We start from the raw sequence: 13,366 nt of genomic DNA on the forward strand, positions 1-13,366 counted from the left end.
ACAACCGTAGGCCCGTGCAAGCAAAGCGCCGCCGGGCAATGTTACTCGTTGACGACGGCCTGCGCCGGTTCTTCTTTAGTTTCTGGCGTTCTGCTGCTGGAGTAGATAAAGAACAGGGCGATCCCCAGGCAGACGATGGCCCCCAGACGGCTCATCGAAAAGGGAATGGCCGTATTACCCAGCCAGCCGAAATTGTCGATCAGCATGCTCATGGTCAGCTGGCCGAAAATCACCGCCACCGTGGCGACCGCCGTACCGATACGTTGCACCGCCAGCACCATGATCACGATGTACGGCACGCCAAACATCGCCCCCAGCAGCTGCCATTTGGGCACATCCAGCAGGGTGACGGCCTGTTTCGGTTCAAAGAAGAAGATCAGCAGGGCGGTGATCAGCGCGCCGACGGAAAAGGTCAGGAACGCACTTTTGAAGACGCCCACTTTGCTGCCCAGCTGGCCGTTGATGGCGGCCTGAATGCTCAGCGTGGCACCGCCAATAACGGCCAGAATAATCATGATAAATGTCATAGCGTTCCCTTACCCCTGTGCAACCAGAACCAGCGCGGCGATGATGAATCCCAGCGCGATGATGCGTTTACTGTCAATTTTGCGGTGCGGCGTGCCCAGCAGGCCGTAGTGGTCGATGATCAGGCTCTTAAAGACCTGGCCTGCAAGGATGCCAATCATGGTCATGGCGATGCCGATCGCCGGTGTGGCGATGGTCAAAATAATAACGTAGACGGGGCCGAGCACCCCGCCCAGCAGCTGCCATGAGGGCTGGGCAAAAAACGACGGGCTGTTGCGTGGGCTGAAAAACAGCATCAGCAAAAACGTCAGGGCGGCTCCGACGCCGAACACGCTAAACGTGGCCCACAGATCGCCCACCTCACCGCCGAGCGGCCCCAGCAGTCCTGCCTCGACGGACAGCCCCATGCCGCCCGCGATCACGAATAAAATCAATATCAGTTGCATATCACGCCGTCTCTCCATTATTCAGGCCGGGAAGCGTACGCCTGAACATCCGTGAGAAAAATGCCATAATGCAATAAACACTTGTGCAGGAAATGCATCAATGTACGACGCCGCAAACATCAATATTCGCTGGCTGCAGATCTTTATTGCGGTCTATGAAACCCAGAACTTTTCAGTGGTGGCGCGTCGGGAAGGGGTCTCCGCATCGCAGGTTTCCCGCGTGATACATCAGCTGGAGGACGCCCTCGGCCAGCAGCTGTTCTACCGCAACACGCGGGCGATTATCCCCACCGAGAGCGGGCATCTGTTTATTCGTTTTGCCCGCCTGATGCTCGGCAATCTTGACGAGGCGCGCCGGGAGCTGGACGAGCGCAAGCGGGAGCCTTCCGGCGTCGTTCGCATCAACACCCCGGTCTTTTTCGGCCAGCGGCATATCGCGCCCGGTCTTCCAGGCCTGACGGAACGCTATCCCCGCCTCAGCATCGAGCTGACGCTGACCGATGATTATATCGATCCCCATCGGGATGCCGCCGACGTGATCTTCCGCATCGGCGCGTTGACTGACTCCTCCTTTCACGCCCGGGTGCTGGGCCAGCAGTTTTATCATCTGGCCGCCTCGCCGGCTTACCTGCGCAAATACGGCACGCCGGAGACGCCGGACGACATTGTGCGTCACAAATGCCTGGTCTATCGCGGCTCGTCCGGCCCTAACCGCTGGCTGCTGCGTCGGCCCGACGAGGCGTGGATCCACTATCCCGTCACGCCGCTCATCTCTTCCAATAATGCCGAAACCTTGCTTATCGCCGCGCTGGGTGGAATGGGGATCGTGCTGTTCCCGGACTGGCTGATTGGCGACCGGATCCAGAGCGGGGAACTGGTGAAACTGCTCCCGGAATGGGAGACCTCCATCAATACCGAGCCCCTTACCATTGCGGCGATCTACCCCAACACGCGCCACCCGCCGCTGAACGTGCGGGCGGTGATTGATTACTACGTGGAGGCGTTTGGCACGCCGCTTTACTGGCAGTCTGCGGCGAAGGGGCCATAACAGGAATCAGGCATGTCTGAACAGAATTTATCCAGAATGGGTGCAGCGAAAGTGACGCTGATCGGCGATGAAGAGGGGCGTCGGGTCATTGAGAAATACCCGGTCAGCGAGGTGGAGTTTGCTTTTTATCACGCCGCTGCGCCGCGACTGCGTCAGGCGGGTGTTGTTTCTCCTGCGCTGCTGTCCGCCGACGCCTCACGGCGTAAGCTAAGGCTGGAGTATATCCCGCACCCGGTGAATCAGGCTGCGGTTGCAGGCGAGGAGGTATTGTCGATGCTGGCCCGCCTGCATAGTTTTCCGCCGGATCCGTCATGGACTTATCATCCCCACGGCTGGTCAGCCGCCGCGCTTGAGGCCTCCCTCGCGCTGTTAGCCCTACCGGACTGCGCCGCACAGCAGATGCGCTGTTTTCATCAGCACAGCGAGGCGCTGTTTCGTCATCCGGGCTTAATTTCAGGCGACAGCAATGCGGGTAACTGGGGCAGAAGAGATAACGGCGAGTGGGTGCTTTTTGACTGGGAACGGTTTGGCACGGGAAGTCCGGCTATCGATCTGGCCCCCCTAATTAAGGGGATGGGCAGCGTTCAGGCGTTTAATGCCATGGCCGATCGTTATAGTCTTATTGCCTGTCATCCCGGCGTTCGCGACGTAGCCAAAGACATTGCCATTGCGAAAGCCTGGATCGTGACGGAGGTTGTTTTACTTCTGAATGCGCGGCAGAAAAGCGATTATCAAACCTATCTCAACTGGTACAGAGAACACCTTCCTGGCTGGTTAGATCGCGCCGTCAACCTACTCTGAATACCTGCATGGGGAAAAGGAATGCGTCAACTGTCTGTCCTGCTCTGCCTGTTATTACTCACCGGCTGCGTCGTCAACTCGCCGCAGAAAGCGCAATATAATGCGGAGTATCCCAACCGCCAGGATATTCGCAGCCATACGGTGTACCGTTTTATGAATAAGCCGCTCAAGCCGGGCGGGGGGAAATACTACGGGGCAAACGATCTGGCTGAGACCTTGTATGTCAGAGCCGACAATGCGGCGATGGTGGAGTTACGCTTTAACTATTCTGCCAAATCGCTCCTGGTGAAATCGCTCGATGCGCAAAACAGAACGCTGCGGGAGGAAACCTACGTGCTGCTGGACGAGTCGGCGGCAAAACCGTCCGATGCCGAAAGCCGGTACTTCTTCCTCACTAAAGAGGGCGTGCTGTTAACGACGTTGAAAAATTGCACCCCGGATATGAGCGTCGGCTGTCGCTGGCAGGACCGGACGCTGTTTATTACCCGTAACGGCGATATGGCGGTGCAGTTAGCCAACGGTTCGGCGGGAATGGCGTTTCTGGTGATCCCGTTTTATGGCTCGGAGAAGTATCTGGAGATTTTCCCGAAGGCTTCGGGTTCGTAGCGCTTGTGCGACAACGCCGGGTGGCGGCTACGCCTTACCCGGCCTACAAAACTCATCAATTGTTATTATTGTTTTTACTTATGGCGCTAATAAGACTGTAACTACATTCATTATCTTCCAGGGTTACGCACATGTTTCTCTCATGGTGGTTAATTGTTCCGGTCCTGATAGCGGTCGCCATACTCTTCATCATGGTTTCCCGTCTTTCCAATGAAGTTGATAAGCTTGAAACGGCGCTCGAAGAGAGCCGGGGGCAGCTGAAGTCCCTCGGTGAGAACGCAGAGGAGTTCAAACTGGCGAATCTACGTATAACTGAAAATTTGATACGGGTCAGACGTTGCGCGCAAAATTTGCAGAGTAGCAGCGTTCCGGAACAAGAAAACCTGCTGTTTGAAATGCACTGCGCGCTTAATCTGGCCACCAATAATATTATCAGTAACCCTGATTTTATTGCGCCGCGATCTACGCCAGCGTCCTCTCCGGCGCAGAAGCTTAACGAATCACTGCCGTTAATGTTTCGTTGAAAAATGAGAAAGCCGCCTTGCCGCGGCTTTCTGTCTTTTTGCTGCTAAAAATGGCAGGTGAATATTAATACATACTGTGAAAGGATTAATAAAATATCTTTAAGGGACAATTAAATTGACGTACAAGAGAAAAGGATGGGAAAGAAAAGGGGGGACAGCCAGGAAGGCTCCTTCCGCGAAAGAAGTGCAAGTACAACAGGCGGGTATTTGTCCGCAATGTATAGAAACTAATCAGAAAAAAGAAAACGAACAGACGACGAATTCTAATTTGAGCGTCTTAAATGGCTTTTTACTTTTTATTGTACTTGTTTGGCTATATGCATACCTGGGATGTGAGCCCCATATAAACAGATACCTCGGCTATCCAGCGAACCCTGATGAAGTCGTTAACGCGGTTGGATTATTCAGAGCCTGGCTAAACTTCGGTATGGTGACCATCGTAATTCTGTTTACCTACTGGGACCGATGGAAGATTTTCAAAGAGGCGATTTCAAAAAATATTGAAAACGCTGAATTTAAAAAAAGAGTCAATGCCCTCTTTATCCCCTTCGCTTTAGCAGTGATACCTTTTACAACTGCGCTGAGCGATCTGTCGGCTCTTCTTCCAGTACGCCAGTATGCTTACCACCTGTTGATGGCATTCTTGATACTACTCATTGTTATAGATGGCTCAGTGGCAGCGATATTAGTGAGAAAACATTCTACTGCGCTTCTGAGAAGAATATTGTCCAGACATATTTTTTTGTTTTTGATTGCAATTGCAGGTTGGTTTGTCATGACGGTGATATTAAGTTTCCCGTTGAGTATTTAACTTAGGGAATATGGCATAAATCTCCTGGCGGGAGAACCTATGCCTCGGTGGCAGGCGCCTCAGTCGTATGTTCCCCCTCACCCCAGCCCTCTCCCTCAAGGGAGAGGGGGCCGACCGTGCCACTATTTTTGTGGGGATCCCTACTACCTTTCCCGTAACGCCTCTTTCGCGCGGTTAAACGGCTTGATCATATAATCCATTACCGATTTCTCGCCGGTTTTGATATCCACCGTGGCAATCATCCCCGGCACGATGGAGAAGTGCCTGCCCGCCTTGTTGACCAGGTAATCCTGGCGGGTGCGGATAAACACCCGGTAGTAGAACACTTCCGGTTTAGCCTCATCCTGAATGGTGTCCGGCGAGATGGTCTCCACCACGCCGTCCAGCCCGCCGTAGATGGCGTAGTCGTAGGCGGTGATCTTCACCAGCGCTTTCTGGCCGGGGTGGATAAAGGCGATATCGCGCGGCGACAGGCGGGTTTCAATCAGCAGGTGATCGTCTACCGGCACAATCTCCATCACCTCGCCGTTCGGCGGGATAACGCCGCCGATGGTGGTCACCTTGATGTTTTTCACGATGCCGCGCACCGGGGAGGTCATCGTCAGACGGGTGACCGAGTCCTCACGCCCTTTTAAAACCGCCGAGAGCATATCCACTTCGGCATTGGATTTGGACAGCGCCTCCCGGGCCTGGACGTAATACTGCGAGCGCAGGTCGGTGAGCTTCAGCTCCAGGTCGCTTTTCTGGCGCTGCAGGCGCAGGGCTTCGACGTGGCTGGCGGCACCGGTTTTCACCAGCCGCTGGGTGATCCCCAATTCCGTATTAACCAGATCCAGCGCCTGGCGCAGCTCGCGCCGGGAGTCGTCCAGCTGCTCGCGGCGGGAGTTGTAGAGCCGGGTTTCGGCGGCGGTCAGGTCGGTCCATTTCGCCAGCTCGGGCGGGAAGGAGAGCGGCAGATCGTTCACCTCCGCATGCAGACGGGCGCTGGAGGCCAATGACGCGCGGTAGCGGGCGGCGCTTTCCCCGACGTTGGATTCGGAACGGGTGGGGTCGAGACGCGCCAGCACCTGACCGGCCTGCACCTGATCCCCCTCGTGGACCTTCAGCTCGGCGAGGATCCCGCCGTCGAGGGACTGTAAAACCTGCTCGCGGGAGCTGGGGATCACCTTCCCGGTGCCGGTGGAGACCTCATCAAGAATGCTGAACCACGCCCACACCCCGGCGACGACAAACAGCAGCAGGCTGAAGATGACAATGCTTCTGGCACCGGTATAGCCGCTCTCGGAGCCGAGGGCGTTATCCAGGTCGTCCATCGCGGCGGCATCACGATGATTGATTTTCATTTTTCCACTCCCGGCCATTCGCCTGCTGTTGCTGCTGCATCCGGCTGTTGCTCAGCGCCTGGGCTTTCGGCGCATCCATCACCAGCATTCCCTCTTTCAGCACCACTACGCGCTCCACCAGCTCGAGCATCGGCACCCGGTGGGTGGCGACGATCAGGGTCCGGTTGCCGAGCCACTGGCTCAGGCGCTGGATAAACTCGCGTTCGGTATGCTCATCCAGCGAGGCGGTAGGTTCGTCCAGCAGGACGACATTGGGATCGCGCAGGAACATACGCGCCAGCAAAATCGACTGGCGCTGGCCGCCGGAGAGCCCGACGCCGTTCTCCATGATCGGATGGTCCAGCCCCTTCGCCAGCTTCTGCACAAAGGTGGCCGCGCCGCACATCTCCAGCACGGCAAAGATCTCTTCGTCGGTGGCGCGCGGCATGCCGAGGGTGATGTTCTCCCGCAGGGTGCCGTAAAACAGGCGCGCGTTCTGGCTCATCAGGCCGACGTTGCGGCGCACGTCCGCCATGTCGAGATGGGGCAGGCTGAGGTTGTCGAGCCGCAGCTCGCCGCCGACCAGATCCATGCTGCCCACCATCGCCTGTAGCAGGGTCGATTTGCCCGCGCCGTTGCGCCCGAGGATCGCCACGTGCTCGCCGGGTTTGATCTCCAGCCGGTTGATGCGCAGGGCCGGGTTCTGCACGTCGCCCGCGTAGGCAAACTGCGCCTGCTCGAACAGGTAGTGGCCGCGCAGCACGTCCTGGCGGATCGGCGTCTCTTCACGCTGATTCTCGGTCGGGAGCTGCATGATGTTGTCCAGCCCCTCTTTGGCAGCCTTTACCTGCTGCCAGCGGGCCAGCACGCCGCACAGGGTCGCCATCGGGGCGATCATCCGCGAGGCCAGCATCGAGGCGGCCACCACCGCACCGGTGGTCATTTCGCCCTCGATCACCATCGGGGCACCCACCACGATCACCGCGGTATAGACCAGGCTCTGAATGGTCATTCCCCAGCTGATCAGGCCCTGGGTCAGCTCGCGGGTCTTCAGCCCCGACTCGGCGGTGATCTGCACGTAGCTGTTCCACTGTTGCAGGAAGCGGTTCTCCGCCTGCATCAGCTTGATGTCCTCCAGCCCCTGCACGCTCTCCACCAGCACGGCGTTGCGCAGGGTCGATTCATGGGCCGACTGCTTCGCCAGCGTCGCCAGTTTTTTCTGCAGCAGCAGGCCCGGAAGGACCATCAGCACCGCGGCCACCGGGGCGATCCACGCAAGCTGAGGGGCGATGATCGCCAGCACCCCCACAAACAGGAAGAAGAAAGGCAGATCGACAATGGTGGAGATGGTCGAGGAGGTGACCATCTCGCGGATCTGCTCCAGCTCGCGCAGCTGGGAGATAAAGCTGCCGGTGGAGCGCGGCACCGCGCTGTTGCGCAGACGCAGGGCGTGGCCGAACACCCGGTCCGAGACGCGCAGGTCGGCCCGTTTGCCCAGCAGATCCATAATGTGGCTACGGGCGAGACGCAGGATAAAGCCGAACAGGGTGGCGATCAGCACCCCGATGGTCAGCACGTAAAGGGTAGGGTAGGACTGTGCCGGGATCACCCGGTCATAGACCTGCATCGAGAACAAAATCCCGGCCAGCGACAGCAGGTTGATGAACAGCGCCGCCAGCATCACGTAGGTGTAGGGACGCAGGTCGCGCATCACCAGGCGATAGAGCCAGTCCGGGCGGTATTTTGAGATATAGGCGTCCACGCGGCTGTCTTTTAACGCCGCCAGCGGACGCAGGGCCACCACCTGCTGAATGGCCGGTAACATCTTCGCCAGCGAGATGCGGTTGGTCTGCGCCTTGCCGTCGAAGAAGCAGACGTCGAGCATATCTTCACCGTCGAAGTGCTCAATCACGCCGATCTTGCCGTCATTCAGCTCCACCACCACCGGCAGCCGCCAGCTGTTGATCGACTCTTCGCTGTTGCTCAGCAGCCGAAAGGAGAGCCCCGCCTCGCGGGCCAGCCCGGTCAGGGCCGGGGTTTTGCTTTTCCCCTGTAGCCAGGGGGCACCGGCCACCAGCGCGCCGGGGGAGCAGGCCACCCGGTAGCGGGTGGCGACATAGCCAAACGCCTGCGCCCAGTGCTCCAGCGCCTCCTGCGTCAGTGGCTCCTCGTGAAGGCTATCGTCTCGCGTCATGGCTGGATCTCCACTGACTGAATAGTGTGGTTTTCAAGGTCGAAGGCATTGCGCATCCGTCCGGTGTTATACAGGCAGTTGATCTGCAGCTGGTGCAGCTGTCCGGCGGTTTGCCACTGGGTAAAGCGGGCCTGGTAGACCTCCTGCTCGGCGTTCAGCACGTCCAGCAGGGGGCGGGAGCCGAGATCCAGATACTGCTGCTGGTAGAGTTCGCGGGTGCGCTGGCTGAGGGTCTCCTGCCGGGACTGGATTTGCAGGGTGCTCATCAGGCTCATCACCTGGCTACGCGACTCCTGCAACTTCTGCCGCACGTCCAGCCGGGTGCGCTGCACGTTGGACTGCGCCGCCTCCACCGCGTGGCTGGCGGCGTTGCGCCGGGCGCTCAGGCCGCCGCCCTGGTAGATGGGCATCTCGACGTTGACCGACACGTTGTACTGGGTCTTATCCAGGGTGTCGTGGCCGGGATAGCGATTGTTAATATAGTGGCGAACCTCCGGCTCCAGCGAGATGGTCGGGGTCATCTGGGCGTTGGCGTAGTCCAGATTGGCCTGCGCCACGTTGGCTTGCGCCCAGGAGGAGAGCACTGCGGGCACCAGCCGGTCATCCGGATCTTTGATGTCGCAGCTTTGGGCCAGTTTGGCCGGGAAGGTGTTGCTGACCTCGTTGAGGTTGCTCCAGCCGAGGTTGCTCATCAGCGTGGCGCGGGCGCTGTCGAGGTTGGCCTGATACTGCATCAGCTGCGAACGCGCCCCTTCGATACGGGCGTCGGTCTGCACCACGTCGGAGAGCGAGGTGGCCCCTTCGTCATTACGCTGGCGCGTCAGTTTGCCGATGCTGCCCAGCGCCTCAAGCTGCTCTTCGGCGGTCTCCACCATCTGCTGCCACATCTGCACCTGCACCAGCGCGGTGGCGGTATCCCGGGCGATGGTATCGATGCTCAGCAGGACGTTGGCCTGCTGCTGCACCACGCCCGCGTCTTCGGCCCGCACCTGGCTTGCGACCTTGCCAAAGTCATAGAGCATCTGGGAGAGGGAGAGCACCACCGAGGGGGTAAAGCCGGTATCGCTGGAGTTGTTGCTGTAGCCGTTGTTGATGCCGGCGCTGATCTGCGGGTAGTACTTCGATTTGGCGACATCCACCTGCTGGATCTGTTCGTAGAGTTTGCCCACCGCTTCCTGAATGGTGGGATGCCAGTTCACGGCGCGCGTCACCGCATCGCCCAGGGTTAAGGTGCCGGGCGCGGCCTGGCTTGTCGGCAGGGCGACCCGGCCATTGAGGACGGGCAGATCCTGGTTTTCACTTAATTGCCCAAAATTAATGACCGCAGGCGAGTCGGCAGCCAGAGCCTGCCCGGACAACAGGCAGCACCCCAGCCACCAGCAAGGTACTTTGTTCATGGCATTATCCCTAAAAAAACTGAACAACTTTATAATGTTAGGCCCGGGCGACGTGCGCCCGGGCCTTGTTATTAGCGCTATTGGGCGATGATATGTTGTTGGTTAACCAGTTCCTCGTAGGTTGTCTGAACGTTATCCAATGTAACCAGTGTAGTATTGGTGTAAATATTTGCCGCTCCGTCCCGGTCGACGGAGATCACGGTATTGCCATTGCTGTTGGTCACGTGCAGATAATTGCCCAGCGTGGCGTTGTCACCGTTCCAGCCCACCAGCAGATCGCTGATATCGATCTTGTCTCCCTGCGCCAGTGAGAAGTTGGTCCAGTGGTCGTTGCTGCCGTTGCCCGCCGTGCCGTTACCCGCCGTATTGTTCAGCACCTCGTAGATCAGCGTGTCGCCATAGGCGCTACCGGTGAAGGTATCGCTATGCTCGGAGCTGACCATCTTCGGTGCCATGTTAATGGTCAGGGTGGCGGTATCGGTGGTGCCGTTATCGCCGGTCAGTTTGTAGGTAAAGGTCTCCTTCGTGGTCATGGAGGCCAGCGAGACGCCGCTGTTCAGGGCGTAGGTGTAGTGGCCGTCCACCCCAATGGTCAGCACCCCGTAATGCCCCTGAATCGTGGCCGTGGCATTGGCGGTGGTGTACGGATCCAGGGTGGTGACGGTGCCGGTATAGCTGGTGATGCTCAGGCGGCTGTCCACCGAGTGGAGCTGATCCAGCACGCCGCCCGAATCCGTACCGTCAAAGATATTGCCGGTAACGGTGTGGTCCGCGGTGGTGAGCTCATTGTTGAGGAACACCGTGGTACCGGTCACGTATGGCGTGATAGATACCTGGCCTACCCCCAGCGGGCCCATCGCGCCGGTAAAGTTCAGGGTGTAAGTCCCGGCATCCAGATCCAGACCCGTGACGTTAATGGTGGCCACGCCGCCCAGAAGAATGCCGCCCTGGAATGAACCGCTGCTGTAGGTCACTCCGCCCTGGGTAATGGTCCAGTTGACATTCAGACCGCCTAACGACAGCAGAGAGGCGACGTTGAAGTGCAGCACGATGTCATGCAACGCGGTGTTGGCCGCCACATCAAACGTGCCGCTGCCACTTTTGGAGGTTGAAGCCAGCAGGGCCGCGTTCCAGGTCGCATTACCCACCGTATCATCGCGATACGCCGCCACCGGGTGCGTCGCATCCACGCTCAGCTCGCGGCTGACGTCGTTGACCGCATCCAGCGCCACCGGCGTTGGGGTGATGTTCAGCGAGGCGGTGTCCTTATCGCCATTTGGTGCTGTGACGGTATAGACGAAGGTGTCCGGCGTGCTGATGTGGTCGGCGCCCACCCCGGCCCGCAGGGTGTAGGTGTATTTGCCATTGGCGTCGATCAGCAGGGTGCCGTACTGCCCGTCGATGCGCGTGGTGCCGGTAGCGTTGACGTCGACCCCGTTCACCTGGGTGACGTGCGTCCCGGCCGGGACGATGTCACTCTGCAACACGTCGCCGGTGGTGGCGGCAGTGGTGCTGGTGACGGCATAGACATGATCTTCCAGCACGTTCAGACGGTAGCCGGTCAGGGCGGTGATCCCCGAGACGGTGTTCATCAGGAAGATGTAATCCCCGGCCGGGAGGGTCAGGGTCAGCGCCGCTGAGGTACCGCCCAGCAGCGGCGCGCGCAGCCAGCCTGCTTCGGTGCGCATCCGCTCATAGCTCTGGGTCGCCGGGTTGAACTTGTAGATATAGAGGTCAAATACCGACGCCAGCGCGACCCCGCCCACGGAACTCTGGATGGTCATGGTGCGGGTGGTGCCTTCCGCCACGCTGTACTTCATGGTCTCGCTGCGATCGTCCAGCAGGTTGAGGTTCAGCACGTTACCCAGATTGACGCCCACCACGGTAAAGCCGCCCTGGCTCGATGGACCGTAGTCGATGGCCTGCACCTGCGTACCGAAGGTCAGGGAGGCGGTATCGTCCACCGCCGTGACGCTGTTTCTCACCGTGTTTTCACCCAGGGTGACGATCAGGCGGGCGTCATCCGTGGCCCCTTTCCCGGCGATGTTGTAGGTGAAGGTGTCGGTCCGGCCCAGCACCGAGGCGCTGGTGTTGGTCAGGGTGTAGGTGTAACTCCCGTCGGCGTGCAGGGTCAGGGTGCCGTACAGCCCGTTGATGGTGGTGCCCGCCGCACCCGACGCCACGTTGACGGTGACGCCATTGGCGTTGGTCACGCTGGTCACCACCGTGCCGTTCGGGGCGCTGTCGCTGCCGTTCACCGGATCGGTGTCGGTAATGACGTTGCCGTTTTGCACCAGCGTGCCGGTCAGGGTGCCCGCGGTGGTTTGCGTGACATCCACGTCGAGGCTGGTGTACGACCCGGTCGCCAGCAGGTTGGAGTTGTAGCTCAGGACGCGGTACTGCCCGCCCTGCATGCCGGTCAGGTTCAGGGTTACGCCGCTGGCCCCCAACGTCAGCAGGTTAGCGAACTGCGGCAGGCCGGTATCCACTTCGGTGGTCCAGGTGGTGCCGTTCCAGCGCTGAACAATGATCTCCAGGGTGTTGAGCAGGGAGAGCACGATGCCGGTGGCGCTGGCGTTGATCTCCATATCCGCGCTGCCGCCGGTCGGTACGGTAAAGGTCACCTGAGCGGAGTTATCCCCCAGCAGCGACAGCACGTTGCCGACGCCGCCCACCAGCTGGACGCCGTAGTCGCTGTACTGGGCGGTGCTGGTGGTGGCGCTGGTGGTCAGCGCCAGGCCGACCACGTTGTCACTGGCCGACAGCGGCAGGTTCGGCGCAATCACCGTCCCGGTGACGGAGGTGTTACCCGCCGCATCGGTGGCCGAGAGGGTGATCCGCTCCCCTTCGGACTGCTTGTCGAGGAAGGTGTAGCTCCAGTTGCCCTGGGCGTTAGCGGTGGTGGTGACCACGCTGTTATCGCTCAACAGCAGGGTGATGGTGCTGCCCGCCTCGGCGGTGCCGCTCAGGACACTGCCGTCGGCGTTGAAGGTTCCCTGCGGCGTGCCCGGGGCGACGGTATCCACCACAATCGAGCTGAGCGGCGTGACCGCGCTGGTGCCGACCGCGTTGCCCGCGGTGGCGGTAAAGGCGTGCGGGCCATTACCCAGCGGCACGGCTGGCGTGTACGTCCAGACCCCGGCGCTGTTGGTGGTCACCGTGGCTAACAGCACGTTGTTGTCATACAGGGTGATGGTGGACGAAGGCTGCGCGGTCCCGGTCAGGGTCGGCGTGGTGTCGTCTGTGCTCTGGCCGTTCAGCAGGTTGCCGATGATGCTGCCCGCGTTGTCGTTGACGCTGGTGATGACCGGTGGGTTCGGCACCAGCGAGTACGGCATCCGCAGATCCACCGCCAGCCCGGCGTTACCGGCCCGGTCGGTGGCAAAGACGTGCAGCAGCTCGGCGTTAACCTGCGGCGTGGAGAGCGCGATGCTGAACTTGCCGCTGGCGTCCGCGACGCCGGTACCCAGCACCGTCACGTTATCGGTGCCGAGAATGGTCACGGTGCTGCCCGCCTCGGCGGTACCGTTCACCTGGCCGCCGCTGTTGAGCACGGTGAAGCCGCCCGGTGCCCCCGGTGCGACGGTGTCCACGGTGATCGAGGCGATCGGTGACGCCGCGCTGAGGTTGCCCGCCGCATCGGTGGCGGTGGCGGTGAAGTTATGCACCCCGTCGGTAAGCGCGGTGGTGGT

General features: G+C 59.9%; 11 protein-coding genes. 5 read left to right on the plus strand and 6 right to left on the minus strand.

The genetic code is table 11. The features are described from left to right. Nucleotides 1-41 precede the first annotated feature (41 nt). Both V7Q49_RS21890 and V7Q49_RS21895 read right to left on the minus strand, forming a co-directional pair. On the minus strand, nt 42-527 hold the full coding sequence (locus V7Q49_RS21890) for a DMT family transporter (protein WP_333855157.1): 486 nt from the start codon (nt 525-527) through the stop codon (nt 42-44). Nucleotides 528-536: 9 nt separating this feature from the next. Beyond that, nucleotides 537-971 carry a DMT family transporter gene (locus tag V7Q49_RS21895; protein WP_032613369.1) on the minus strand — a complete coding sequence of 145 codons (435 nt, stop codon included), beginning with the start codon at nt 969-971 and terminating at the stop codon, nt 537-539. 100 nt (nt 972-1,071) lie between these two features. Between V7Q49_RS21895 and V7Q49_RS21900 the strand changes: the two genes are divergently transcribed. From V7Q49_RS21900 to V7Q49_RS21920, 5 genes are all read left to right on the plus strand, one after another. Then, a complete protein-coding gene (locus V7Q49_RS21900; RefSeq protein ID WP_333855160.1) occupies nt 1,072-2,019 on the plus strand; it encodes a LysR family transcriptional regulator in 948 nt (315 codons plus the stop codon). Nucleotides 2,020-2,031: 12 nt separating this feature from the next. Beyond that, nucleotides 2,032-2,820 carry a phosphotransferase gene (locus tag V7Q49_RS21905; RefSeq protein ID WP_333855162.1) on the plus strand — a complete coding sequence of 263 codons (789 nt, stop codon included), beginning with the start codon at nt 2,032-2,034 and terminating at the stop codon, nt 2,818-2,820. A 21-nt stretch (nt 2,821-2,841) separates the two neighbouring features. Next, complete coding sequence (locus V7Q49_RS21910; RefSeq protein WP_333855163.1) at nt 2,842-3,426, plus strand: hypothetical protein; 585 nt, start codon at nt 2,842-2,844, stop codon at nt 3,424-3,426. A 131-nt stretch (nt 3,427-3,557) separates the two neighbouring features. Next, the gene (locus V7Q49_RS21915; protein ID WP_333855165.1) at nt 3,558-3,950 is read left to right on the plus strand and encodes a hypothetical protein; all 393 of its coding nucleotides are present in this window, start codon (nt 3,558-3,560) and stop codon (nt 3,948-3,950) included. A 115-nt stretch (nt 3,951-4,065) separates the two neighbouring features. Continuing rightward, nucleotides 4,066-4,761 carry a hypothetical protein gene (locus V7Q49_RS21920; RefSeq protein ID WP_333855167.1) on the plus strand — a complete coding sequence of 232 codons (696 nt, stop codon included), beginning with the start codon at nt 4,066-4,068 and terminating at the stop codon, nt 4,759-4,761. Between the two features lie 143 nt (nt 4,762-4,904). Here V7Q49_RS21920 and V7Q49_RS21925 read toward each other — a convergent pair whose 3' ends face one another. The 4 genes from V7Q49_RS21925 to V7Q49_RS21940 all read right to left on the minus strand — a co-directional run. Further along, on the minus strand, nt 4,905-6,074 hold the full coding sequence (locus tag V7Q49_RS21925; protein ID WP_333855178.1) for an HlyD family efflux transporter periplasmic adaptor subunit: 1,170 nt from the start codon (nt 6,072-6,074) through the stop codon (nt 4,905-4,907). A 10-nt stretch (nt 6,075-6,084) separates the two neighbouring features. After that, nucleotides 6,085-8,277, minus strand: a complete 2,193-nt coding sequence (locus V7Q49_RS21930; RefSeq protein WP_333855169.1) for a type I secretion system permease/ATPase — start codon at nt 8,275-8,277, stop codon at nt 6,085-6,087. Next, complete coding sequence (locus tag V7Q49_RS21935; protein ID WP_333855171.1) at nt 8,274-9,674, minus strand: TolC family outer membrane protein; 1,401 nt, start codon at nt 9,672-9,674, stop codon at nt 8,274-8,276. The genes V7Q49_RS21930 and V7Q49_RS21935 overlap by 4 nt, the downstream gene beginning before the upstream one ends. Before the next feature lie 77 nt (nt 9,675-9,751). Continuing rightward, on the minus strand, nt 9,752-13,366 hold a 3,615-nt coding region (locus V7Q49_RS21940; protein ID WP_333855173.1), incomplete at its 5' end, for a BapA/Bap/LapF family large adhesin.

Origin of the sequence: Leclercia sp., assembly GCF_036780805.1 — a bacterium.
Lineage (GTDB): Bacteria > Pseudomonadota > Gammaproteobacteria > Enterobacterales > Enterobacteriaceae > Enterobacter.